Here is a 24,456-nt window from a genome sequence, read left to right on the forward strand (position 1 = left end):
TTTCAGATCTAGATTAATAGCTATTGGCATAAATATCTGCGTTTGAATTAGTATTAGTTTGAATTGTCTGCAGTTGGGTTTTGGTAGAGGTGGTGACTGATAATATACTCTTCAATTTCAGTGGGAAGCGCGCCTTCAGGCAAGGTTCCCGTTGAGAGTTGCTGGCGAACTTCAGTTGAAGAGATATCTTGCTGGGTGATGTCGACCATAAAGATCTTGCCAAATTTAACTTGTGTTAATTGGTTTATGTCATGTTGACGCTTATCTAAAAGTGATTGCATGGGGTCGTTAGTATCGAGTTGCCATCCTGGACGTTTGCAGACCACTAGATGGCATAGTTCCAATAATCGTTGCCATTTGTACCAACGAGTGAAGCTTAAAAAGGAATCCATGCCCATGATGAAGTAAAACTCATGCTCTGGGTACATCTCGGTTAATTGAGCTAAGGTCAATGCCGAATATGACGGTGTGTCACGTTTAGCTTCAATATCGCAGAGCCTAAATTGGGGGAGCTGATCGCAGATGAGCTGCGCCATGGCGAGTCTATCTTCACTGGAGACATGAGTGCCGCTCTTGTGTGGTGGGATGTGGTTTGGCATAAGCCAAACCTCATCTAGGTTAAGCTGCTGTTTAACCTCTTGGGCCGGACGAATATGGCCAAAATGGATAGGGTCGAATGTGCCGCCTAAAATGCCTATTTTCATTAATCTAAGACTATATGAGCCAGTTTATTGTGGGCCTTGGCATCAAACAGCAGGCTGATATGGCTAAGCCCTGTCCAATCTTCAGCCCCTTGTTGCTTTAGCTTAAGCTCGATGGCCGAGGCGCTAGCAAGTAAGGTTTCAATGTGGGGGAGCTCTAGCCTATTCAAGGCGTTTTGATAGATAGGTTTGCGCTTATCCCAAATGCGTAACTTGCCCCACAGTGCTTGTAGTGGCTCGCGGTTATTCTGCGCCGTTTTCAGTTGCAACAGGACTGCGAGTTCTTTAAATAGCGACCATAGAATAATCGGCATGGCTACCCCTTCGCTTTTTAGCTGCGACAGGATGTGTTGCGCTTTATCTTGCTGATTATTGAGCATAGCGTCGGTTAACTGAAAGACACTAAAGCGTGATTGGTCTTCAAAGTACTGAGTTAACTGCTCACAATCGATAGGCGCCGTTGGGCTTAACAGTTGCAGTAGCTGCAATGCTTGATCTGCTGCTAGTAGATTGCCTTCGTAGAGTGCAAACAGCATTTCTCTGGGATCCCTCGCCAGTGACAGGCCATAGTAATTTATACGGCTGTCTAACCAGCGCTGAAACTGTGCGCCCTCAGGAGTGGTGCAAGGCACATAGATTCCTTTGGCATCGAGACTCTTAAACCACTTTGTCTTGGTTTGCTCGCTAGCGAGTTTAGGACCTGTCAAGATCAGTAATACATCAGGATTATCCATCTGCATCAGTGACTGCAACATGGCGCTGCCTTCGGTGCCGGGTTTCGCCTGTGGTAGGGTTAGCTCGATAATACGACGGCTAGAAAACAAGCTCATCGCTTGCCACTGCTCAATCAGTTCGTTCCAGCTAAAGCCGGTTTCTTGGGTTAGCTGGATCTTTTCCTCAAAACCTTGGCGCTTTGCTTCGCTGTGTAGTGCTGCTCTGCTTTGCTCACATAACCAGGGGTCGTCGCCAAAAATCAGGCAACATTGTGGCAAGGGAGAAAGCTGACGTGATAATTGATCTGGGTAGACCCGCATTAATCGACCTTAGTCGCCGCCAAAGCTTGAATAATTCGGTCGGCAGCTTGGATGCGCATCTCTTTTAGCAACAACTCCATTTCTCGGCTCTTTGCTAGTGCGGTGCGGGGATCATCTAGGTAATCGCGGTGGATAGCGACATCGAAACGTTGAGACTCGGTGTCAGGCAGTTGCACAGAAAAACTGACCTGATAGATAAGCTCATACTCGGCGACATTACCTGTTGGGTAGATAGATAGTGTTGAACGGTCTAGTGAATCATTGATAATACGCAAGGCCGGAATGTCATCAGCGGGCTGAACGACAGCAATGCTGTTTAAGCGTAGGCGTTCACGTACTAGGCGTGTGAGTTCGCTGTACTCGTCTTGGCTGGTCAGACTTAAGGTTTGTAGCTGCTCTGGAATAGAGTAGCTACCCTGGAGTCTAAAGCCGCAACCGGCACTGAGCAGAACGCTCAGTGCCAAAGTTGCTAAAAGTATGCGTTTAATTAGCATAATCTTTGTTTAGTCTTCCTTGTTTACGAAGGTTAGTTAGCCACGATATTGAGCAGTTTGCCCGGTACGTAGATAACTTTACGGACGGTCTTACCTTCGGTGTGTTTAACCACGCCATCTTCGGCCATACCAGCTGCTTCAACTTCCTCTTTGCTAGCATCTGCTGCAACGGTGATTTTAGCGCGTAACTTGCCGTTAACCTGTACTATGATTAACTTGCTGTCTTCAACCAGTGCAGACTCGTCAACCTCTGGCCAAAGTACATCTTCAATCGCCCCTAGGTTACCAAGTTCGTTCCATAGCACAAAACAAGTGTGTGGAATGATTGGGTAAAGCAAGCGGATCACAGCGTTCAAGGCTTCTTGCATTAATGCCTTGTCTTGATCCGTTTCAGAAGGTGCCTTCTGTAGACGGTTCATCAATTCCATGATCGATGCGATAGCGGTGTTGAACATCTGACGACGTTCAATATCATCACCCACTTTAGCAATAGTCTTGTGTAGTTCACGACGTAGCTCTTTTTGTGCTGCGTTAAGTGACTTAACATCAAGTTCTGTTGTTGGGCCATGAGCTATATGGTCGTGAGCCGTCTTCCACAAACGCTTAATGAAGCGGTGTGCGCCTTCAACGCTCGACTCTTGCCACTCAAGGGTTAGCTCTGGTGGTGCAGCAAACATCATAAATAGACGTACAGTATCTGCGCCGTACTTATCAACCATTTCCTGTGGGTCGATACCGTTGTTCTTAGACTTAGACATCTTGCTCATACCGGTATAAACCAGTTCATGGCCTTCGCTATCTACAGCTTTAACAGTGCGACCTTTAGCGTCAGTTTCAAGTACAGTGACATCAGATGGTGCAACCCAAACACGTGCGCCTTTCTCATTGGTGTAGTAGTAGGCATCGGCTAAAACCATACCTTGAGTCAGCAAGCGTTTAGCTGGCTCGTCAGAGTTCACTAGACCTGTGTCACGTAGCAACTTGTGGAAGAAACGGAAGTACAGTAGGTGCATACAAGCGTGCTCGATACCACCAATGTACTGATCAACTGGCAGCCAGTAGTTCGCTTTAGCTGGATCAAGCATTTGGTCTGCATCTGGGCTACAGTAACGCGCGTAGTACCAAGATGACTCCATAAAGGTATCGAAGGTATCGGTTTCACGGAATGCTTCTTGACCGTTAACTGTGGTCTTCGCCCACTCTTTATCTGCCTTGATTGGGCTTTGGATGCCATCCATAACCACATCTTCTGGCAAAATAACAGGTAGCTGGTCTTCAGGTGTTGGCATTACTGTGCCATCAGCTAAGGTCACCATTGGGATAGGTGCGCCCCAGTAACGCTGACGTGAAACGCCCCAGTCACGTAGACGGAAGTTTACTTGGCGCTTACCTTTGCCTTCAGCAGTTAGCTTGGTATCGATAGCATCAAAGGCTGCTTGGAAATCGAGTCCGTCAAATTCACCAGAGTTAAATAGCACACCTTTCTCGGTGTAAGCTTCTTCGCTGATATCGACTTCAGCGTCTACTGGTTTTACTACCGCTTCGATGTTTAGACCGTACTTCTTCGCGAACTCATAGTCACGCTGATCGTGAGCAGGAACAGACATTACTGCGCCTGTACCGTAGTTCATCAATACGAAGTTGCCTACCCAAATAGGTACTTCTTTACCTGTGATTGGGTGAATAGCATTTAAGCCTGTAGCAACACCTTTCTTTTCCATTGCTGCCATAGCGGCTTCAGTGGTGTCAGCGTTTTTACACTCTTCGATAAATTCAGCTAGAGCTGGGTTATTGATAGCCGCTTGCTCTGCTAATGGGTGTGCTGCAGCAATAGCCACATAAGTGACACCCATTACTGTATCAGGACGTGTGGTGTAGATATCGAAGCTCTGATCGCTGTTAGCAACCTGGAAGGTCATTTCGATACCTTCGCTACGGCCAATCCAGTTACGCTGCATGGTCTTAACTTGCTCTGGCCACTCGTCTAACTGGTCGATATCGTTAAGTAGCTCTTCGGCGTACTCGGTGATCTTAATGAACCACTGCGGGATCTCTTTTTGCTCAACAGTGGTATCACAGCGCCAGCAGCAACCGTCGATAACCTGCTCGTTAGCCAGAACGGTTTCATCGTTTGGACACCAGTTAACCGAAGAGGTCTTCTTGTACACTAGACCTTTTTCATAAAGCTTAGTGAAGAACCACTGTTCCCAGCGATAGTATTCAGGTGTACAGGTAGCGATTTCACGTGACCAGTCATAGCCGAAACCTAGCATTTTAAGCTGGTTCTTCATGTAATCGATATTTTCGTATGTCCACGGCGCAGGTGCAGTCTTGTTCTTGATTGCAGCGTTTTCAGCAGGCAGACCAAAAGAGTCCCAACCGATAGGTTGAAGCACGTTTTTACCTTGCAGACGTTGGTAACGAGACACAACATCGCCTATGGTGTAGTTACGTACGTGACCCATGTGCAGTCGGCCCGATGGATACGGGAACATAGAAAGGCAGTAAAACTTTTCTTTGTTTGCGTCTTCGGTAACTTCAAATGTTTTTGTGTCTTGCCAGTGCTGTTGCACTTTAGCTTCAATTTCTGAAGGAGTATATTGCTCTTGCATCAATCTATTTCCGGCCATGCCGCCCATTGTTTGATCTAGCGCTATTTCAGCGCGAGTTATATCGGCATAGAATAAACTAGAAGTGAGTCATTAAAAAGGTTCGTTGAAGGAGTATTTACCATGAGTGAACAAAGTACCGCGCTTCTTTCGCTTTATGAAGCACTTATTGCACATATAAAATCTCAATACAAAGATGATAACTCATTGACTGTAAAGAGTTTATATAATCAGGTGCAGGCGAGTAAACAGTACTTGGCATTAAAGCAGCACGCAAAGGAAGAAGAGCTGGCTTTAGTCGAACAATTTTTAAAACGTGACATTGCCAGTTTCCTACAGGAGCAAAATGCCACCGATCTGAGCCATAGCCCGACGGTCATTACTGTAGAGAACACCTTGTGGCATTGGTTAAGTGAGATCACCGACCGCAGTCAAATTGAATGGCATGAGGTGGCACAAGACTTTAAACATCATGGTTACTACCAGAGCGGTGAAATAGTTGGCCAAGGCACCATGGTTTGCACTGCGTGCGGTCATGAGTCGAAAATTGAATTTCCTGGTGTGCTTTCCGATTGCACCGAGTGCGACAATAATGAGTTCACTCGAGAAGCGTTAGCGCCTTAGTATTAATAATCGCTTCCCCTTTAGGGGAAACGCAGGCCCCAACCTCCGACAAATCAACTAACAGTCACCGCTTACTTTATTAACGGCTTGGTGGCTGTCGCTGACGGCGCTTTTATGCTGTTCAGTGTACTTTCTTCCTAATCACTGCACCTATGGCGATTAAAAAGCTTAAGACCAATACTGGCCATTGGCCAATAGTGGTGAACAGTGTGTGTCCCTTCATTAGCGCAATATCAGCAACTAGCACTCCAGCTTCAAACTGTGGCAGCTGGTGGGTGATATTGCCTTGCTCATCGACAACAGCGGTGACGCCGTTGTTAGTGGCACGCACTAACGGTCGCCCTAGCTCTACTGAGCGCATTTGTGCTATTTCCATATGCTGCAGTGGACCATTAGAAGTACCAAACCACGCATCGTTGGAGACCGTCATGAGCAGATCTGTTGTGTCATTCATGTTGGCGCGAAGCTGCTCGGGAAAGGCAATTTCGTAGCAGATAGCAGGTGATATCTGATGTCCTACTGCATTGAGGTTTGGCTGAGTAAAATCGCCTCTATTAAAGGAGGACATCGGCAGGTTAAAAAATGGTGCTAATGGGCGAAGGAGTGACTCAAAGGGCACAAACTCACCGATAGGCAGTAGATGGTGTTTCTTAAATTCATTGCTGCCATCACCTAAGTAATCAGGCTCAGATTGCTGCTTATGCTTGTAGTTACCCAGTACGATAAGCGAGTTATAGAAGGCATCGCCATGGTTGCTAATGATACCTGTGATGATGGCACTATTGTTTAAATTAGCCACCTTGTTGGCGTTATAGAGGAAGTCCTTCACCATATATTCTGGCGCGGGGATAGCCGCTTCTGGCCAAATAATCAGATCGGCTGAGAACTCAGGACGAGACAAGTCCATATATTTCAGCATGGTTGGCCACAGTGCATCAGGGTTCCACTTCATGCTCTGTGGGATGTTACCTTGTACTAACGCCACCTTGATGGTTTCGCCGTTTGGCTTAACTTGCGAGGTCATGGGCGCGATAAAGGTCAGGGCGGTAAGTACAGGAACTGCAATTGTTAGGCTTTGCCAACGTTTAATGGCTAATAGCGCGATAGCACCTGCTAGCAAGGCGACAATGAAGCTTAATCCGAGTGTGCCAAACATTGAGGCGATGGGCTTGAGCGGTCCTTCAGTTTGGCTGTAGCCGGCCCATAGCCATGGAAAGCCAGTTAAAACCCAACCTCTCGCCCATTCGGTAATGGTCCACAGCGCGGGGAACACTAGGATGTTGCGGATCACAGAGGTCTTGGGGGCAAGCTTTTGCATTAAACAGCCTGCCAGCGCGGGATATAGCGCTAGATATAAGGCAAGCAGTGCCATTAGTGCTATGGAGGCGATAAGCGGCATGCCACCATAGACATCCATACTGACATGTACCCAGCTTATACCGACAGAGAAACAGCCAAAGCCGAAGGCTAGCCAATACCGGAAAGCTTGTTTTGCCGTGAGGCCTGCGCTTTGATGAAGGGCGAAAGCTAGCGCAATAAGGTAGAGCGGCCAAATAGAGTAGGGGGCAAATGAGAGCGCCGTAGTGGCGCCAGCCGCATAGGCCAGCACCATTTTCGAGCGCGGATGATGGGCTAATGCCCGAAGTTTATTCAGCATACAGCCTCATCATTGGGTCGAGATAACGTCAGTCAGTAATTAAACTACTGTCTCATCATTGCTTTGACTGTTATCAGGGAACTTCACTCTAAGTTGGATTAAGCGACGAGTGTCGGCGTTAATCACTTTAAACTCGATATCTTGAATCATGACTTTTTCGTCACGCTCTGGCAGATGGCCAAACGCATGAGACACCATACCACCGACAGTATCGAACTCTTCGTCACTAAACTCAGTGCCGAACTGTTCGTTGAAGTCATCAATTGGAGTCAGAGCTTTCACCATGAATACTTGTTTGCCAACTTGCTTGATTTCAGTCTCTTCAGCAGAGTCGTGGTCAAACTCGTCTTCGATATCACCTACGATCTCTTCGAGGATATCCTCAATCGTCACTAGGCCAGATACTCCGCCGTATTCATCGACAACAATTGCCATATGGTAACGTTGAGAGCGGAACTCTTTGAGTAGCACGTCAACACGTTTACTCTCAGGTACAACGACAGCAGGACGAATTACTTGGCGTAATTCAAACGGCTTTTCGCTGTTTTTAAAGCCATACTGAAGCAAGTCTTTCGCAAGCAAAATGCCTTCGATATGATCTTTATCTTCATTGACTACTGGAAAACGAGAGTGTGCTGAACTGATCACAGTAGATAGCACTTCTTCTACTGAATCTTCAATTTGGATAGCGACAATCTGTGCACGTGGGATCATAATATCCCGTACACGTAGATCGGAAACCTCTAGAACACCTTTGATCATTTCGCGGGTGTCTTCGCTGATCACTTCACGCATCTCTGCATCGTGAATTACGTCAACCAAGTCTTCGCGATTTTGTGGTTCGCCCTGGAACAACTGACTTACTTTCTCTAACCAGCCCTTCTTCTGGGCGTTAGTACTCGGTGGGATATCGTCACTCATAGTGTTTTCTTGACTCTTTTGAGCCAATTATTGCTCCTTATAAGGATTAGTATAACCAAGGCTTTCAATGAGTTGAGTCTCTAGTGACTCCATCTCTTCAGCCTCAGAGTCGTCAATATGATCATACCCTAGCAGATGGAGGCAACCATGTACAACCATGTGTGCCCAATGTGCGATTAGCGGTTTATTTTGATCAATTGCTTCTTGCTTAACAACCGCCGCGCAGATCACTAAATCGCCTAGTAGCGGTAGTTCAATGCCCGGTGGTGCTTCAAACGGGAAAGACAAAACATTAGTTGGTTTATCTTTACCACGATAAGTAGAGTTTAATTCTTGGCTTTCTTCAACGTCAACGATGCGAATCGTTAATTCAGCCTCACTCATGGTATCTCTGAGTGCTGTTTTTACCCAAAGTTCAAAATCGACTTGCGATGGTAGTTCAAAGCCTTCTACGGCGATCTGAAGATCAAGATCGATAACCGTTTGACTATCATTCATGGGTTGCGCTTTCCTGTAATTGGTATTGGCTGTCTTTATTGCCTTTACTCGATTGTGCTTTTAAGTCGAACGCTTCATAAGCCTCAACGATGCGTGCCACAACAGGGTGACGTACCACATCTTTTGCTTGGAAGAAGTTAAAGCTAATTTCATCGACTTCTCCTAACACTTCAATAGAGTGGCGTAGGCCAGACTTTTGATGCTTAGGTAAGTCTATCTGGGTAATGTCGCCCGTGATCACCGCCCGTGAATTAAAGCCAATACGGGTCAGAAACATCTTCATCTGCTCTACGGTGGTATTTTGGCTTTCATCGAGAATAATAAAGGCGTCATTTAACGTGCGGCCACGCATATAAGCCAGCGGCGCGACTTCGATAACGTTACGCTCTATCAGGCGTTCTACTTTCTCAAAGCCCATCATCTCAAATAGCGCATCATAAAGTGGACGCAGATAAGGGTCGACCTTCTGGCTTAAATCGCCGGGTAGGAAGCCCAGTTTCTCACCGGCTTCAACTGCTGGGCGGGTCAGCAAAATACGGCGCACTTCTTGGCGCTCTAGTGCATCTACGGCAGCGGCTACCGCTAAGTAAGTTTTGCCCGTGCCGGCAGGACCAATACCGAAGGTAATATCGTGGGTCACGATATTACGAACATAGTCACTCTGGTTTGGGTTGCGAGGCTTGATGACACCACGCTTAGTCTTTATATATAGCTCTTTCTCGTCACGAGGCGCTTCCATATCGAGGGAAATAGCCTCTTGAATTGCGATATGGACTGCATCAGGCTCAAGATCTGGCGTGCTGCCTTTTACTGGCTGCGTTTCGATATAGAGATCTTTAAGCAAGTTGTTTGCAGTTAAGCAGTTTCGTGGCGCACCAACAATTTGAAAGTGGTTATTACGGTAGCTGATCTCAACGCCAATTCGGCGCTCTAGCTGCTTGATATTGTCATCAAACGGGCCACAAAGCGAGGCCAGTCTACGAGTGTCTGCAGGCTCTAAATACAGGTTGAGCGTTGTTAACTTGTTTGACAAAAAAACACTCCATTTATGGACGTAGGGTTATACGTTAATAGTGCTAGTTTACGAGCCATGCTTAATAATTGCGAATGGTATTTTTTCGCGATGACCGAGAAGAAAAAAGCGGCATCTCGGGATGCCGCCTTTAGCGTGTTCAATCTTATAACTGTTTAAGCAGGCGTATACTGAGTCACACCTAAGTCGTCACTTTGTTTATATTTAGCAGTGATGTCTGATGGGCGCAGGTCGCGACGTAAGTCCATTTCATCTTCACCACGGATAAATACACCGCGCAGCGAGTTGGTATAAACGTCAACAATCTCAACATCAACAAAACCGCCGACATGCTCAGGTGTGCCTTCAAAGTTCACTACACGGTTGTTTTCCGTGCGGCCGCGTAGTTCCATTGGGTTTTTAACCGATGGACCTTCAACTAAGATACGTTGAACCGTACCTAACATTTGACGGCTATAACGCATAGCTTGCTGGGTAATGCGGTCTTGTAGAATCGCTAGGCGCTCTTTCTTTTCATCTAAGCTTACATCGTCTGGTAGATCTGCCGCTGGCGTACCTGGGCGTGCGCTATAGATAAAGCTAAAGCTATGGTCAAACTGTACATCTTCAATTAACTTCATGGTGTCGGCAAAATCTTGCTTAGACTCGCCAGGGAAGCCGATGATGAAATCTGAACTGATCTGAATGTCTGGACGTGCCTTACGTAGGCGACGGATAATCGACTTATACTCGATTGCCATGTGGCCACGTTTCATCTGAGTGAGGATTAAGTCAGAACCAGATTGTACAGGTAGGTGTAAGAAACTCACCAATTCAGGTGTGTCTTCGTACACATCAATAATGTCTTGTGTAAACTCAATTGGGTGGCTGGTGGTAAAGCGTAGACGGTCAATACCATCGATTGCCGCCACGTAACGTAAAAGCTCTGCAAAAGTACAGATTTCGTCATCGTGGGTTGCACCGCGGTAAGCGTTTACGTTTTGTCCAAGTAAGTTAACTTCACGCACCCCTTGCTCTGCCAGCTGTGCGATCTCAAGAATGATATCGTCAAGTGGACGACTCACTTCTTCACCACGGGTATAAGGCACCACACAGAAAGAGCAGTATTTACTACAGCCTTCCATAATTGATACGAAAGCACTTGGGCCTTCAGCACGAGGCTCTGGTAAGCGGTCAAACTTTTCCACTTCAGGGAAGCTGACATCAATAACGGCTTTCTTACCTGCTCGGATCTGATCGATCATCTCTGGTAGGCGGTGTAAGGTCTGTGGTCCAAAAATAAGATCCACACACTGAGCACGCTCTTTGATTGCCTTACCTTCTTGAGAGGCCACGCAACCACCAACGCCGATAATCAGCCCTGGTTTCTTATCTTTTAATGTTTTCCAACGCCCTAGCTGATGAAAAACCTTTTCCTGTGCTTTCTCACGGATAGAACAGGTGTTAAGTAGCAGTACGTCAGCTTCTTCAGCTTCGTCTGTTAGTGTGTAACCTTCGTATTCGTCAAGAAGATCAGCCATCTTTGAAGAGTCATACTCATTCATTTGACAGCCCCAAGTTTTAATATGGAGTTTTTTACTCATCAGTCTGTATCACTCTAGAAGCACCGAAAAAATAGCGCGACATTTTAACGCCTAAGTTAGCCTGTGGCTAGCATTTAGCCGTTATTAAAGTGAAATTATTCAGCCGATTTTAATGTCCTTGAACTTATTAAGGTTTTGTTTGACTCGTTCGCCTTGGATAGTTCGTTAGTCATCACGCCGTGTTCCTTGGCCATTTGCATGCTGCTTAACCGAGCTTGTATTTGAATATCCATTATAACTTGCTGGTTAAAGGCCTGTAAGGTCTCGGTTGTATATTGATATAGTGCATACTCAAAAGGGGTTCGGTAGGTCACGGTGATGCGTTCCATTTGACTGTCAGCGTCAGCTGTGTAGCCAATATTTGGTAGCATCGATGCTATTAATAGTGTGGCACAGGTAAGTGTTTTCATAATGTTCTCACTCATTCCAATAAGGATGTATCCATTTGACAGTTTGAGTGTATGGCATGGTTTGGATCTTGCCCTTGCTGTTTGTAAGCAGGTGTGAGGATATTCGAGTTCAGACACATTTATATACGTTAGAGTCGAATATGACATCAAACGACATACTTTAGCGGAGCTTGGTTTACATATTCTTAGGAGAAATCCGGCTTGCTTCAAAATAGTACAAACTTTCTTATATAAAGCCTCAATATCGATACCTTTTAAGTGTAAACTCTGAGCCGAAAAGTGAGCTTAGTTGTCAGGAGACAGGTAACAGTGGAACAGACGAATAGTAAAGACAGTCTATATGATGCAGTTGTTGTTGGCGGTGGTATGGTCGGCGCGGCAACCGCAATAGGTCTTGGCCAGCTTGGATTAAAGGTGGCAATTGTTGAAGCGTTTGCTCCAAAACCCTATGACAGTGAACAACCTTTGGACCTGCGGGTTTCCGCCATCAGCGCTGCATCGGAATCTTTGCTTGATCGCCTTGGTGCTTTGGCTGGGCTCGATTCGATGCGTAAAGTTGCCTATAAAGGCCTAGAGACTTGGGAAATGGATGGCTGTATTACCCGTTTTCACAGCGAGCAAATTGGTGCCACGCACTTAGGTCATATTATTGAGAACCGCCTGATCCAGCTCTCTCTTTGGCAGCGGATGCAGCAACTAGAGAACATTAGGTTGTTTTGCCCGGTAAAAATTGTAGAGATGTCACGCAAACCACTTCAGGACTCAATAGAGGTTAAGCTTGATAATGGTGAGGCATTGCAAGCTCGTCTGCTTATCGGCGCCGATGGTGCTAACTCTATGGTTCGCCAATGGGCAAACATTGGTATTACAGCGTGGGATTATGCGCAGTCAGCCATGCTGATTAATATCGAAACAGCATGTAGTGAGCAAGATGTCACTTGGCAACAGTTTACACCCAGTGGGCCTCGCTCCTTATTGCCACTACCGGGCAATAATGCTTCATTAGTTTGGTATGATGATGCCAATAGAATTGCGCAACTTAGCCAACTCAATAATTCAGCATTAAAAGTGCAAATTGATCAATATTTCCCACAGCGATTAGATCGTGACTTTAGTGTTATCAATAAGGCGAGTTTTAAACTGACTCGCCGTCATGCACAGACTTATTACCAGAATAACTTAGTGATTCTTGGTGATGCTGCCCATACCATCAACCCGTTAGCTGGGCAGGGAGTTAACTTAGGCTTTAAAGATGTCGATGCCTTAATTTGCACGATTGCAGGTCATCTTGAAGATAAAACTGGCTGGTGGCAAAAGCCTGTCTTAGCTGAATTTCAAAAGAGTCGTTACCGAGACAACCTGTTGATGATGTCGACCATGGATCTGTTTTATGCCAGCTTTAGTAATGACATATTGCCGCTAAAGCTACTACGTAATGGCGCACTCAAGCTTGCGAATATCGATACACCAATAAAGAAACAGGTACTGAAGTACGCAATGGGCTTTTAAGTTAGAGTCATTACTTAAAGAGAATAACCGAATGCTGAGCATTCGGTTTTTTTTGGGGTATTGATCGACTTGCTGTTTTTCATTGGGGAATGGGATCAAAGCTAGGGGTGAAAATAGGCTGGTTCAGTACAGTGATAAGTGTAAATTTGCGTATAATTTGTTGGCAGGCTATTTGAGTGCTAAAATGTCGCGTTTTTAATTTTGCTGCTGGCTGATTGGCTCGGCGACAAAACCAAAATTAGGTAATAACAGACTGGTACTATGAGCAATATAAAACTGATAGTTGGGCTTGCAAACCCCGGCGCACAGTATGAACGGACTCGCCATAATGCAGGTGCGTGGTACGTTGAGGAACTCGCTAGAGTCTGTGGTGCCACGTTAACATTAGACAGCAAATACTTTGGCATGACGGCAAGAGTGACGCTGCATGGCAAAGATGTTCGTCTATTAATTCCGACGACCTTTATGAATTTAAGTGGTAAGTCGGTTGGTGCGTTAGCGAACTTTTTCCGCATCGCACCAGAAGAGATATTAGTTGCGCACGATGAGCTAGATATGCCACCGGGTGTTGCAAAGTTTAAGTTGGGCGGTGGTCATGGTGGTCATAACGGTCTTAAAGATATCATTGCAAAATTAGCCAATGATAAAGGCTTTTATCGACTGCGGATCGGCATAGGCCATCCTGGCGATAAGAGTCAGGTGAGCAATTATGTGCTGAGTAAAGCCTCTCCAACGGATCAAGAGCTGATGGACGCCGCGGTTGATGAAGCGGTACGTTCGACAGAGGTCTTGTTCAACCAAGATATGGCAAAGGCGATGCATAGACTGCATTCTTTTAAAGCTTAAACAAGTGCTTGGAGTGAAGCTCCAAGTCATTCATTGATATTAAAGGTAACAATATGGGTTTCAAATGTGGCATCGTAGGCCTGCCAAACGTTGGTAAATCAACACTCTTCAACGCACTAACGAAAGCTGGTATCGAAGCGTCAAACTTCCCGTTCTGTACAATTGAACCTAATACTGGCGTTGTTCCTGTACCGGATCCACGTTTAGACGCATTGGCTGAAATTGTGAAGCCTGAGCGTGTATTGGCTACAACGATGGAGTTTGTGGATATCGCAGGTCTAGTTGCTGGCGCATCTAAAGGTGAAGGTTTAGGTAACAAGTTCCTAGCTAACATCCGTGAAACCGATGCGATTGGCCATGTTGTTCGTTGTTTTGAAGACGATAACATTGTTCACGTAGCTAACAAGGTGTCACCTGCAAGTGATATCGAAGTGATTAACACCGAACTTGCACTAGCTGACCTAGACTCATGTGAGCGTGCGATTACACGTCAGGCAAAGCGTGCTAAAGGCGGTGACGCTGATGCTAAGTTTGAAGTGAGTGTGCTTGAAAAAATGCGTCCAGTGTTAGACGAAGGCAAAATGCTACGTTCAATGGAGCTAACTAAAGAAGAGTTAGCGGCAGTTGGTTACTTAAACTTCCTAACGTTAAAGCCAACCATGTACATCGCTAACGTATCTGAAGATGGTTTTGAGAATAACCCTCATCTAGATACGGTAAAGGCTATTGCTGCTGAAGAAAACGCAGTAGTTGTTGCTGTATGTGCGGCAATTGAGTCAGAGCTTGCCGAGATGGACGCAGAAGACCGTGAAGAGTTCATGGCCGATCTAGGTCTAGAAGAGCCTGGTCTTGATCGCGTGATCCGTGCTGGTTACGATCTACTAAGCCTACAAACTTACTTTACCGCTGGTGTAAAAGAAGTACGTGCTTGGACTGTTCGTGTTGGAGCGAGTGCTCCACAGGCCGCTGGTGTTATTCATACTGACTTCGAGCGTGGCTTTATCCGTGCACAGGTTATGTCTTATGAAGATTTCATTACTTATAAAGGTGAAGCCGGCGCGAAAGAAGCTGGTAAGCTTCGCGTAGAAGGTAAGACTTATACCGTAAAAGATGGCGATGTAATGCATTTCCTATTTAACGTATAAGCTTGACGCTACATTGATAATAAACGGCGACTCATTATAGTCGCCGTTTTTGTATCTAGGACTTGAACAAGCATTGCCTATGACATCGCCTGATACTGATTGGTATAAGTTGCTTGGGTTTTGTAAGTTAGGCGGGTACAAAGTGGGGGATTTTGACAGAATAAGAAGTGGCCTGAGTGTATAAAGCCACTATTACTGGTAAGTTTGTGAGTAAAAACTGCTAAAATTCTCTGACAAAAGACGCTTTTTTGAATGTCTGTTGCTCAGTTTGGTGAAGTTATCGCCTAACAATGCTTTTTCGGTAAATTTGCGAAAAAAAGCAGTTGACCTGATTAACCCGAATAAGCATAATACGCCCCGTTCCCCAGACTGGGGGGCGAAAAAGAAAGATGGCAATGTAGCTCAGCTGGTTAGAGCACAGCACTCATAATGCTGGGGTCGCAGGTTCAAGTCCCGCCATTGCTACCATCTTCTTTTGCCAACTTAGTTGGCAGCATCTTAATCGGGATGTAAAAAACAGATGTTGTGCGGGAGTGGTGGAATTGGTAGACACGCCAGATTTAGGTTCTGGTGCCGCAAGGTGTGAGAGTTCAAGTCTCTCTTCCCGTACCATTTAATTTAAGTGATGAGCTTAGGCTTGTTACTGAAAGCAAGATTTTTGGGGTATCGCCAAGCGGTAAGGCACCGGGTTTTGATCTCGGCATTCCCAGGTTCAAATCCTGGTACCCCAGCCATCTTTGGCAATGTAGCTCAGCTGGTTAGAGCACAGCACTCATAATGCTGGGGTCGCAGGTTCAAGTCCCGCCATTGCTACCATCTTTTCTGGATGTAAACTAGAATCATCTCCGTCAGAGATGTAAAATCTGATGCTGTGTGTGAACACAGGTGCAGTGCGGGAGTGGTGGAATTGGTAGACACGCCAGATTTAGGTTCTGGTGCCGCAAGGTGTGAGAGTTCAAGTCTCTCTTCCCGTACCATTTAATTCAAGTGATGAGCTTAGGCTTGTTACTGAAACTAAGATTTTTGGGGTATCGCCAAGCGGTAAGGCACCGGGTTTTGATCTCGGCATTCCCAGGTTCAAATCCTGGTACCCCAGCCATCTTTGGCAATGTAGCTCAGCTGGTTAGAGCACAGCACTCATAATGCTGGGGTCGCAGGTTCAAGTCCCGCCATTGCTACCATCTTTTCTGGATGTAAACTAGAATCATCGCCGTCAGAGATGTAAAATCTGATACTGTGTGTGAACACAGGTGCAGTGCGGGAGTGGTGGAATTGGTAGACACGCCAGATTTAGGTTCTGGTGCCGTAAGGTGTGAGAGTTCAAGTCTCTCTTCCCGTACCATTTATTTACATGATGAGCCAAGGCTTGTTGTGAGTTAGAAAGTTTGATTGGGGTATCGCCAAGCGGTAAGGCACCGGGTTTTGATCTCGGCATTCCCAGGTTCGAATCCTGGTACCCCAGCCACTTGCCAAAAAGCCCATCTTAGGATGGGCTTTTTGTTTTCTGCATTTCTATTCTTAGCTTCGATGCTAATATTCTCCTATTTTTCTTAGCACTCTTATAATACCAATCAGCATAAAGGTTTGGGCGCCATTCTAGAGAGTTTTTGACTACCTACTTTGGCGTTTAAAAGCTTCATAATGTAACAAACATTCTTTCAGCTATTCGACTTGAATCAGTTTGCGAAAAAATGCCCTGAGTAGATCAGTCTCTTATATTGATTGGTATAAGTTAATCACTGCTGATTAAAATCTGTGCTAGGATTCTGCTTTATCATTTCAGGGAGTGAATACTATGAGGCCTTTAATCGCCTTATCTCTAGGGTGTTTGTTGTCAGCGAGTTGTGCCGTTCAAGCCGCACCAACGACACTTGAAATCAACGACAAGATCAAGCCTAAGTCTTCTGATCGATACATTAGAGCGGTTCATAAAGAAATTGAAACCGGAACTAATGATCTTGATAAGATCCGTTATGGGATCTTAGAGGGAATGTTGACCACCAAAGGTTTCGCTTGGGTTTACCAAGGCGAGGGAGATGGTTACATCTTGGCGCGGTTCGACTATCGTGGCGATACCAATGTGATGCGAATAGAGTATGACCAGTCTTTGGTACAACTTAAATATCATGATGCGCTCGGCGATTATGTGTGTAAGAAGCTGGTAGATGATATCTGCTATAAGAACAGCCGAGGTTATTACAACTACATTAAAAACCTTAGAAATAGCATCAGCAAGCAACTGTCACGGTTTTAAAAACGTTAAGGATATCTAGATGAGAAAAATCATAGCAGGTCTGCTTGTAAGCTGTATTGGAGTCATGACTGTTACGGCTAGTGAGTTGAAACTTTATCAAGACCCGATCCCTTACGGTACCTATATAACAGACATAGATAGTATGCTGACCGATGCGGTTAAACGTAATCATTGGGTATTTAGCAAAGATGAATCAGGTATTAGATACGCAAATTTAGATTATAAGACCTATAAGATAACAACGGAGCTGATGGTAAAGGATAACAGCGTTGCCGTTAAGCTTATCAGTGCCGAGCGTCCAGATTGTGGCAAGAAGAGCTGTAAAGTCGATATGGGCAAGGTTGATGGCTGGCTGGTTAAACTGCGCCGTAGTATTGCTTATGACATTACACTAGCGGTAAGAGACGATGCCCTCAAGCGTAGGTTTGTTGAGTAGTAATGACTGAAAACGGTAATTTATTGGCATAAAAAAACGCACTCAAAGGAGTGCGTTTTTCATCTCTATCTTGCCAGACTAGCTCTTAGCATTTACTAAGAATTAGTGTTTGAACATTGCAGAGATTGACTCTTCGTTGCTTACACGGCGAATCGCTTCAGCCATAACTGTAGACATAGTCAATTGAGATACTTTGTCTAGAGCCGCAATTTCAGGGCTTAGTGGAATAGTGTCGGTTACGATAACTTCATCGATTACAGACTCAGCGATGTTCTTAGCTGCATTGCCAGAGAAAACTGGGTGAGTTGCGTAAGCGAATACACGGTTTGCACCGTGCTCTTTCAGTGCTTCTGCAGCTTTACATAGCGTGCCACCAGTATCGATCATGTCATCAACGATGATGCAATCACGGCCTTGAACGTCACCAATGATATGCATTACTTGAGCAACGTTCGCCTGTGGGCGACGTTTGTCGATAATGGCTAAGTCAGAATCATCAAGTAGCTTAGCGACTGCACGAGCGCGTACAACACCACCGATGTCAGGAGAAACAACTACAGGGTTTTCTAGGTTCTTCGCTAACATGTCTTCTAGCAGTACTGGGCTACCGAATACGTTATCAACTGGAACGTCGAAGAAACCTTGGATTTGTTCAGCGTGTAGATCACATGTCAATACGCGGTCAACACCAACGCTTGATAAGAAATCTGCAACAACTTTAGCAGTGATAGGTACACGAGCACTGCGAACACGACGGTCCTGACGCGCGTAACCAAAGTAAGGAATAACTGCTGTAATACGACCAGCTGATGCACGACGAAGCGCGTCAACCATAACGATAAGTTCCATTAGGTTATCGTTAGTAGGAGCGCAAGTAGATTGAATGATGAACACATCCGCACCACGTACATTTTCATTAATTTGGACACTGATTTCGCCGTCACTGAAAACGCCTACTTCCGCGTCTCCAAGTTTACAAAATAGACGATCGGCTATCTTCTTAGCGAGACTAGGTGTAGCGTTACCGGCAAAAAGTTTAATGTCAGGCACTGTAGGAACCTCAGGCGTATGCTTCATGATTGTGGCTGGGATTAATCGTATCCCAGAGAGTGGTTAACACTGAGTTAATCTCAGCATTAACGGCGATTTATTTGCCCCTTTCGCGACAAAGCCTTGTATTGATGCAGGCAATTTCGCCAATACATCTTTAGCTTGTTGCTCCTGTTCGAATTGACCAAAAACACATGCTCCTGTTCCGGTCATTCTGGACGGCGCATATTCTAGCAGCCAGTCTAAGGTTTTGGCAACTTGAGGGTAGCGTTTTGCGACTAATCTTTGGCAGTCATTTTGCCAAGGGCTGTTCATTAATGACTCTAGACTTAACTTTGGCGTGCTTCGAGGTAGATCGGGGTCTTGAAATACTTCCGCTGTAGAAACATGCACCTGAGGCACTAACACCAGATACCAAGGCTGGGCAGGCTCAACGTTTTGCAGTTTTTCACCCACACCTTCGGCAAAGGCCGCAAAACCATTAATAAAAACAGGAACATCCGCACCTAGCTTTAATCCTAGTTCGCAAAGTTCCGTTGTGGATAGCCCTGTTTGCCAAAGTTGATTAAGGGCGACCAATGTTGTTGCCGCATCGGAGGAACCGCCGCCGAGACCGCCGCCCATTGGTAGGCGTTTATCGAGCCAAATTTCAGCGCCAAGTTGACAATTTGTTCTTTGTTGTAGTGATTTTGCGGCTCTGAGAATTAAGTTATCGCTGTCAGCAACAACTGCCGACATATTCGAATGTAATTTCAGGGTTGGCTTATCTAACACTTTAAAATCTAGGTAGTCACAATGCTCAATGAATTGAAACAGAGTTTGCAGCTCGTGATAGCCATCACTGCGTCGGGCATTAATATGCAGAAACAGATTGAGTTTAGCTGGTGCGGGCCAGCCTAAAGAAAGTGGCGCTGTCATAAAGAATTCTCGGTTTGTGACGTCTGCTGAATAAGCGTAGTACTTTGTGGAGCTAAAGCTTGCCATTGATTGAGTTGTAGTTTTAAGCGTACTTCTCCACGTCGTAGGTTAAGTAAACGTGGGACTTCCGCACCGCTTTGCACCTGCCAACTGTTAAAGTCAACTTCCCAAGGAGGGAGTTGCTCTGAATTGACCAGCTTTGCAGGACGACCTTGAGCGTCTTTGGCCATCAATTTGTCGCCCACTGTTAATTGGCCTGTGATCCAAAGTGGTAGTGACTCAATTGGTATTGACCAGCCCGAGACTCGGGTAAGAAGGCGTTGAGGGTCGCTATCTGTGTAGGTCCGGCCATCGACTTCCAGCGTGGCTTCGCCAGCTCGACTCTGTAGCGATAAAACGGTAGTCCCCAGCATTGTTGTCAGCTTTAGTTCATCATGGGTAGGGCTATGTAGCCAATATAGATTGGTGCTGAATTTATCCTGGGGTGTTCTCACCGCAAGCTTCCCCTGCATCTCCCATGCGTCAGCCTGCTGCACTTTGTTAACAGAGACGGGAACTAGGTTGTCTGGTATGGTAGTTGAGCAACCACTAACTAAAAGAGTGCCCAGCATCACCCAAAGATAAGTGTTTTTTGTGATACGTCTCAAATTATTCATCTATTACTGATATAAAAGAGCCCTTATGATACGAGGGGTTGGATGATTTACCAATGCCCATATGCAAAAATATAAATTTATACAATGCTCAATGTCGTTAATGCGTGACATAACTATATATGAATAGTTAAAAAAGTGATGCTAATTGAAAAAATGGGTAAGAACAGAGATTATTATTCGGTTTTGTTAAGCGTATTCTGTTTTTAACAATACCAATTCAGTAGAATGGCACCAATAAATGAGATGCCCAAGAGTCCAGAACGAGTCAAATGAGCCTTGTAGCAATCGGAATTAACCATAAAACGGCCACGGTCGATCTGCGAGAAAAAGTCGCATTCGGTCCAGATAAAATTCATGATGCCATGAAGAGTCTAGCTGCTAGTACTCAATCAGGCGAAGCCGTCATCATCTCCACCTGTAACCGTACAGAACTTTACTGTAACAATAGTGAAGCTGCTGACGTCGTTGCCTGGTTGGAGGATTACCATCAACTTTCCCACGAAGACGTTGAGCCTTGTCTATACCAATATAAAGGTCAGGAAGCGGTCAAACATTTGATGCGCGTTTCTGCTGGACTCGATTCACTTATTTTGGGCGAACCGCAAATTCTCGGTCAAGTGAAGCAATCTTTTGTGAAAGCGAAAGAGGCGGGCACCGTTGCGACCACAATGGACAGGTTGTTTCAAAATACCTTTTCTGTGGCTAAAAAAATTCGTACCGAAACCGAGATTGGCGCTGCCGCCGTCTCTGTGGCATTTGCCGCCGTCAGCATGGCTAAGCATATTTTCTCATCACTCAGTACGACTCAGGTATTATTAGTCGGTGCGGGTGAGACTATTGAGCTTGTTGCACGCCATTTAAAAGACAATGGTGTTAAAACCATGGTGGTTGCAAACCGTACCGTTTCACGTGCGGAAGCTATGTGTGATGAGTTTGGTGCAACAGCAATTACACTAGAACAGATCCCAGATTTTCTCCCTAAGGCCGATATCGTGATATCCTCTACGGCTAGCCCATTACCAATTCTTGGTAAAGGCATGGTAGAAAAAGCGCTTAAGCAGCGTCGTCATCAACCTATGTTATTGGTTGATATAGCAGTTCCTCGAGATATCGAGGCCGAAGTCGCGGATTTAGATGATGCATTCCTCTATACCGTGGATGACCTACAAAGCATTATTGAACAGAATATGGCGTCTCGAAGAGAGGCCGCCGAGCAAGCAGAATTAATTGCAGAAGATCAAGCTTATCAATTTATGGAATGGATCCGCTCCCTAGAGTCGGTAGACAGCATCCGTGAATATCGCACTCAAAGTATGGCGATTAAAGATGAGCTGGTAGAGCGAGCGGTCAACAAGTTGGCCCAAGGTGGTAATAGTGAGCAGGTCTTGCTAGAGCTAGCTAATAAGCTTACCAACAAACTGATCCATGCGCCGACACAAGCGCTTACCGCTGCGAGTCGACAAGGGGACCTGAATTCTCTTGGACAATTAAGAGCTGTGCTTGGACTAGATAAAGACTAAGGTTAGCGTTTTAATGAAGGACAGTGTGATTCGTAAGCTTGAAGGCTTACTTGAACGTAATGAAGAAGTGTTGGCGTTACTGAGCGATGCAAGCATTATTGCCGATCAGGAGCGTTTCCGCGCCTTGTCTAAAGAGTATTCTCAACTTGAAGATGTGGTAAAGGCTTTTAAGTCTTACCAACAAGCCGAAGAAGACTTTGAGTCGGCTAAAGAGATGATGGAAGAGGATGATCCAGATCTAAAAGAGATGGCTCAGGAAGAATATAAAGCGGCTAAAGAAGCTATTGTAACTCTTGAAGCCGAATTGCAGATCTTACTACTTCCGAAAGATCCTAACGATGATAATAACTGTTTTATCGAGATCCGCGCGGGTGCGGGTGGCGATGAGGCAGCTATCTTTGCCGGAGATCTGTTCCGCATGTACAGTAAATATGCTGAAAGTAAGCGCTGGCAAATTGAAGTTATGAACACCAACGAAGGTGAGCATGGCGGCTTTAAAGAAGTGATTGCGAAGATCAGTGGTGATGGTGTTTACGGTAAGTTGAAATTCGAGTCAGGTGGACACCGTGTACAGCGCGTACCTGAAACTGAATCACAAGGCCGCGTGCATACTTCAGCCTGTACAGTGATTGTACTACCTGAGATCCCTGAAGCCGAAGCGATTGAAATTAACAAAGCCGATCTTAAGGTTGATACTTTCCGCGCATCAGGTGCGGGTGGTCAGCACGTGAACAAAACCGACTCTGCGATTCGTATTACCCATATTCCAACGGGTATCGTTGTAGAGTGTCAGGATCAGCGTTCACAGCATAAGAACCGTGCTCAGGCGATGAGCGTTTTGTCTGCGCGTATTCAGGCGGTAGAAGACGAGAAGCGTCGTAGTGCAGAAGAAAGCACTCGCCGAAACTTAGTAACCAGTGGTGATCGTTCGGAGCGTATTCGTACCTATAACTTCCCACAAGGCCGAGTGAGTGAGCACCGAATCAACTTAACTCTGTACCGCTTAGGCGAATTTATGGAAGGTGACATCGATTGCGTTATCGAGCCACTTATCCAAGAAAACCAAGCGGATATGCTTGCAGCACTGGGTGAAGGTTAAGCCTTCTCTCAAACTATCATTGTGCTACAGATGAATAAGGATATTCCTTGCAATTAACTATCTCAGGGGCGCTTAAGTGGGCCTCTTCTCAGCTTGAAAGCATTTCAGACTCGGCATCACTCGATGCTGAGGTGATGTTGCTTCATGTGATTAACAAGCCGCGCAGCTATTTGTACACTTGGCCTGATAGAAGCTTAGAACCCGAACAAGTGTTTGAGTTTAAGCAGATGTTAGCTAAGCGTTTGCGGGGTAATCCGATTGCGCATATTGTGGGCGAGAGGGAGTTTTGGTCGCTACCATTTAGAGTAAACCCGACCACGCTTATTCCGCGCCCCGATACTGAAATTCTGGTTGAAACGGCGCTAAACCTGCCTTTGGCTGAAAATGCCAAGGTGCTCGACTTGGGGACGGGTACTGGAGCTATCGCTCTGTCACTGGCCCATGAGCGCAGTGAGTGGCAAGTTTGTGCGATTGATAAAGTTGAAGATGCGGTGGCGTTAGCCAAAGAAAACCGTACTAATTTAAAGCTTGATCAAGTTGATGTGTTTCAAAGTGACTGGTTTGATGCTGTCGAGTGTTATGATTTTAACTTGATCGTGTCTAACCCGCCCTATATCGATGAGGAAGATGAACATCTTTCTCAAGGTGATGTGAGATTTGAACCCGCCAGCGCATTAACCGCACCTCAGAGAGGTTTTGCCGATCTGTTTTACATTGCAGAGTCAGCGCGTGATTATTTAGCGCCGGGTGGTTATTTACTGCTTGAGCACGGTTATCAACAAGCTATCGAGTTAAGAGAGAAGTTAATTGAGCTAGGCTATGAAAATGTGGCGACGGTTCGTGACTTTGGCAGTAATGACCGCTGTACATTAGGTCGCTGGCCTAGGTAGTACTCTGATGCAGGTTAAACAAAAAGGCACTATGGTTAGTGCCTTTTTTCATTTTGGCCCTGTCCAGTCCTGAGGTAAGTTGACACTTTATTAGACTTAGTCTGTTAGAAGAGTTGTTTCACCATAAAATATTTACAGCCTGTTTTAGGGTAGTCCTGTTGGGTCCACTTTAATTGATAACCTCTGGCTTCATAAAATGGTTTAGCCTGGAAGTTTAGCGTATCCAAAATTGCAGATTGGCAACCGCGGGCCTTGGCGATGGTTTCAGCCTCGGTAAGCAGCTGATGACCGATTTTCTGTCCTCGTAGGTTTTCAGCGACCCATAGATTGTCAATCATAAGCCAATTGCCAAAGGTTCTACCGGCAAGTCCCGCAACAAGCTGGCCATTACTGTCTTCAAGCTTTAGTCCTAGAGGCAGTCTTTCTGACACTTCCCAATGTTGCCAGTTAAACTCTGCAATTTTCTGTTTAATGGTATCGGCAAATTTATCGCTATCGTCTTGGGTAAACAGCGCATCTCGGCTCATTATTTATATCTCTTTTTTATTATCAGGCTCAAGCAATGGCAT

Annotated in this window: 23 protein-coding genes and 9 tRNA genes; 18 read left to right on the top strand and 14 right to left on the bottom strand. The window is 45.6% G+C overall.

The genetic code is table 11. The annotated features are described in order from the left end of the window. Positions 1-53: 53 nt before the first annotated feature. Genes nadD through leuS form a run of 4 tightly spaced genes read right to left on the bottom strand, consistent with a single transcriptional unit; the run spans position 54 to position 4,841 of the window. Entirely contained in the window at positions 54-704 is a 651-nt protein-coding gene (gene nadD, locus K5Q92_RS19800) for a nicotinate-nucleotide adenylyltransferase (RefSeq protein ID WP_220770603.1), read from the bottom strand. Beyond that, positions 704-1,735: a DNA polymerase III subunit delta gene (holA, locus tag K5Q92_RS19805; protein ID WP_220770604.1), complete on the bottom strand. Its 1,032-nt coding sequence runs from the start codon at positions 1,733-1,735 to the stop codon at positions 704-706. The genes nadD and holA overlap by 1 nt, the downstream gene beginning before the upstream one ends. Continuing rightward, a complete protein-coding gene (gene lptE, locus K5Q92_RS19810; RefSeq protein WP_220770605.1) occupies positions 1,735-2,229 on the bottom strand; it encodes an LPS assembly lipoprotein LptE in 495 nt (164 codons plus the stop codon). Before lptE ends, holA begins: the two co-directional genes overlap by 1 nt. Positions 2,230-2,261: 32 nt before the next feature. Further along, positions 2,262-4,841, bottom strand: coding sequence for a leucine--tRNA ligase (leuS, locus tag K5Q92_RS19815; RefSeq protein ID WP_220770622.1), 2,580 nt, complete (start codon positions 4,839-4,841; stop codon positions 2,262-2,264). Positions 4,842-4,961: 120 nt separating this feature from the next. Here leuS and K5Q92_RS19820 point away from each other — a divergent pair, with 120 nt between their 5' ends. Continuing rightward, positions 4,962-5,462, top strand: coding sequence for a zinc ribbon-containing protein (locus tag K5Q92_RS19820; RefSeq protein WP_220770606.1), 501 nt, complete (start codon positions 4,962-4,964; stop codon positions 5,460-5,462). A 121-nt stretch (positions 5,463-5,583) separates the two neighbouring features. Here K5Q92_RS19820 and lnt read toward each other — a convergent pair whose 3' ends face one another. The 6 genes from lnt to K5Q92_RS19850 form a co-directional block, all read right to left on the bottom strand. Continuing rightward, the gene (lnt, locus tag K5Q92_RS19825; protein WP_220770607.1) at positions 5,584-7,119 is read right to left on the bottom strand and encodes an apolipoprotein N-acyltransferase; all 1,536 of its coding nucleotides are present in this window, start codon (positions 7,117-7,119) and stop codon (positions 5,584-5,586) included. 39 nt (positions 7,120-7,158) lie between these two features. Further along, positions 7,159-8,040 (bottom strand): CNNM family magnesium/cobalt transport protein CorC, encoded by an 882-nt coding sequence (gene corC, locus K5Q92_RS19830; protein WP_220770623.1) that lies wholly within the window; start codon positions 8,038-8,040, stop codon positions 7,159-7,161. A gap of 27 nt (positions 8,041-8,067) precedes the next feature. Continuing rightward, positions 8,068-8,538, bottom strand: a complete 471-nt coding sequence (ybeY, locus tag K5Q92_RS19835; protein WP_220770608.1) for an rRNA maturation RNase YbeY — start codon at positions 8,536-8,538, stop codon at positions 8,068-8,070. Beyond that, the gene (locus K5Q92_RS19840) at positions 8,531-9,571 is read right to left on the bottom strand and encodes a PhoH family protein (RefSeq protein ID WP_220770609.1); all 1,041 of its coding nucleotides are present in this window, start codon (positions 9,569-9,571) and stop codon (positions 8,531-8,533) included. The genes ybeY and K5Q92_RS19840 overlap by 8 nt, the downstream gene beginning before the upstream one ends. A 155-nt stretch (positions 9,572-9,726) precedes the next feature. Then, positions 9,727-11,154 (bottom strand): tRNA (N6-isopentenyl adenosine(37)-C2)-methylthiotransferase MiaB, encoded by a 1,428-nt coding sequence (gene miaB / locus K5Q92_RS19845; RefSeq protein ID WP_220770610.1) that lies wholly within the window; start codon positions 11,152-11,154, stop codon positions 9,727-9,729. A 95-nt stretch (positions 11,155-11,249) separates the two neighbouring features. Beyond that, positions 11,250-11,564 carry a hypothetical protein gene (locus tag K5Q92_RS19850; RefSeq protein ID WP_220770611.1) on the bottom strand — a complete coding sequence of 105 codons (315 nt, stop codon included), beginning with the start codon at positions 11,562-11,564 and terminating at the stop codon, positions 11,250-11,252. Between the two features lie 366 nt (positions 11,565-11,930). On the opposite strand from K5Q92_RS19850, the gene K5Q92_RS19855 reads away from it, so the two are divergent. The 14 genes from K5Q92_RS19855 (at position 11,931) to K5Q92_RS19920 (ending at position 17,754) form a co-directional block, all read left to right on the top strand. Beyond that, entirely contained in the window at positions 11,931-13,073 is a 1,143-nt protein-coding gene (locus K5Q92_RS19855; protein ID WP_374758458.1) for an FAD-dependent monooxygenase, read from the top strand. Positions 13,074-13,334: 261 nt separating this feature from the next. Further along, positions 13,335-13,919: an aminoacyl-tRNA hydrolase gene (gene pth / locus K5Q92_RS19860; protein WP_012278289.1), complete on the top strand. Its 585-nt coding sequence runs from the start codon at positions 13,335-13,337 to the stop codon at positions 13,917-13,919. 53 nt (positions 13,920-13,972) lie between these two features. Further along, the gene (ychF, locus tag K5Q92_RS19865) at positions 13,973-15,064 is read left to right on the top strand and encodes a redox-regulated ATPase YchF (protein ID WP_220770613.1); all 1,092 of its coding nucleotides are present in this window, start codon (positions 13,973-13,975) and stop codon (positions 15,062-15,064) included. Positions 15,065-15,455: 391 nt separating this feature from the next. Then, positions 15,456-15,532 (top strand) — tRNA-Met (locus tag K5Q92_RS19870). A gap of 59 nt (positions 15,533-15,591) precedes the next feature. Beyond that, positions 15,592-15,676: transfer RNA gene (locus K5Q92_RS19875), tRNA-Leu, on the top strand. Between the two features lie 47 nt (positions 15,677-15,723). Beyond that, positions 15,724-15,798: transfer RNA gene (locus K5Q92_RS19880), tRNA-Gln, on the top strand. Between the two features lie 5 nt (positions 15,799-15,803). Further along, positions 15,804-15,880, top strand: a tRNA-Met gene (locus K5Q92_RS19885). A gap of 76 nt (positions 15,881-15,956) precedes the next feature. Continuing rightward, a tRNA-Leu gene (locus K5Q92_RS19890) sits at positions 15,957-16,041 on the top strand. A gap of 47 nt (positions 16,042-16,088) precedes the next feature. Beyond that, a tRNA-Gln gene (locus tag K5Q92_RS19895) sits at positions 16,089-16,163 on the top strand. Between the two features lie 5 nt (positions 16,164-16,168). Further along, a tRNA-Met gene (locus K5Q92_RS19900) sits at positions 16,169-16,245 on the top strand. A 76-nt stretch (positions 16,246-16,321) separates the two neighbouring features. Then, positions 16,322-16,406: transfer RNA gene (locus K5Q92_RS19905), tRNA-Leu, on the top strand. A gap of 48 nt (positions 16,407-16,454) precedes the next feature. Next, positions 16,455-16,529: transfer RNA gene (locus tag K5Q92_RS19910), tRNA-Gln, on the top strand. Between the two features lie 330 nt (positions 16,530-16,859). Beyond that, the gene (locus tag K5Q92_RS19915; protein ID WP_220770614.1) at positions 16,860-17,318 is read left to right on the top strand and encodes a hypothetical protein; all 459 of its coding nucleotides are present in this window, start codon (positions 16,860-16,862) and stop codon (positions 17,316-17,318) included. A 19-nt stretch (positions 17,319-17,337) separates the two neighbouring features. Beyond that, entirely contained in the window at positions 17,338-17,754 is a 417-nt protein-coding gene (locus K5Q92_RS19920; protein WP_220770615.1) for a hypothetical protein, read from the top strand. Between the two features lie 102 nt (positions 17,755-17,856). Here K5Q92_RS19920 and K5Q92_RS19925 read toward each other — a convergent pair whose 3' ends face one another. The 3 genes from K5Q92_RS19925 to lolB all read right to left on the bottom strand — a co-directional run bounded on the left by K5Q92_RS19925 (position 17,857) and on the right by lolB (position 20,378). Further along, entirely contained in the window at positions 17,857-18,804 is a 948-nt protein-coding gene (locus tag K5Q92_RS19925; RefSeq protein ID WP_028769213.1) for a ribose-phosphate pyrophosphokinase, read from the bottom strand. 63 nt (positions 18,805-18,867) lie between these two features. Then, positions 18,868-19,722, bottom strand: a complete 855-nt coding sequence (gene ispE, locus K5Q92_RS19930) for a 4-(cytidine 5'-diphospho)-2-C-methyl-D-erythritol kinase (protein ID WP_220770616.1) — start codon at positions 19,720-19,722, stop codon at positions 18,868-18,870. Then, on the bottom strand, positions 19,719-20,378 hold the full coding sequence (gene lolB / locus K5Q92_RS19935; protein ID WP_220770617.1) for a lipoprotein insertase outer membrane protein LolB: 660 nt from the start codon (positions 20,376-20,378) through the stop codon (positions 19,719-19,721). Before lolB ends, ispE begins: the two co-directional genes overlap by 4 nt. A gap of 269 nt (positions 20,379-20,647) precedes the next feature. Between lolB and hemA the strand changes: the two genes are divergently transcribed. The 3 genes from hemA to prmC are packed head-to-tail and all read left to right on the top strand — an operon-like array spanning position 20,648 to position 23,887. Continuing rightward, positions 20,648-21,898, top strand: a complete 1,251-nt coding sequence (gene hemA, locus K5Q92_RS19940; protein WP_220770618.1) for a glutamyl-tRNA reductase — start codon at positions 20,648-20,650, stop codon at positions 21,896-21,898. Between the two features lie 13 nt (positions 21,899-21,911). Then, positions 21,912-22,997, top strand: coding sequence for a peptide chain release factor 1 (prfA, locus tag K5Q92_RS19945; RefSeq protein WP_220770619.1), 1,086 nt, complete (start codon positions 21,912-21,914; stop codon positions 22,995-22,997). A 47-nt stretch (positions 22,998-23,044) separates the two neighbouring features. Next, complete coding sequence (prmC, locus tag K5Q92_RS19950; RefSeq protein WP_220770620.1) at positions 23,045-23,887, top strand: peptide chain release factor N(5)-glutamine methyltransferase; 843 nt, start codon at positions 23,045-23,047, stop codon at positions 23,885-23,887. Positions 23,888-23,991: 104 nt separating this feature from the next. Here the strand turns inward: prmC and K5Q92_RS19955 are convergent, their stop codons facing one another. Next, positions 23,992-24,414 carry an N-acetyltransferase gene (locus tag K5Q92_RS19955; RefSeq protein WP_220770621.1) on the bottom strand — a complete coding sequence of 141 codons (423 nt, stop codon included), beginning with the start codon at positions 24,412-24,414 and terminating at the stop codon, positions 23,992-23,994. Between the last annotated feature and the right edge of the window lie 42 nt (positions 24,415-24,456).

The organism is Shewanella sp. MBTL60-007, from assembly GCF_019654915.1.
Classification (GTDB): Bacteria; Pseudomonadota; Gammaproteobacteria; order Enterobacterales; family Shewanellaceae; genus Shewanella.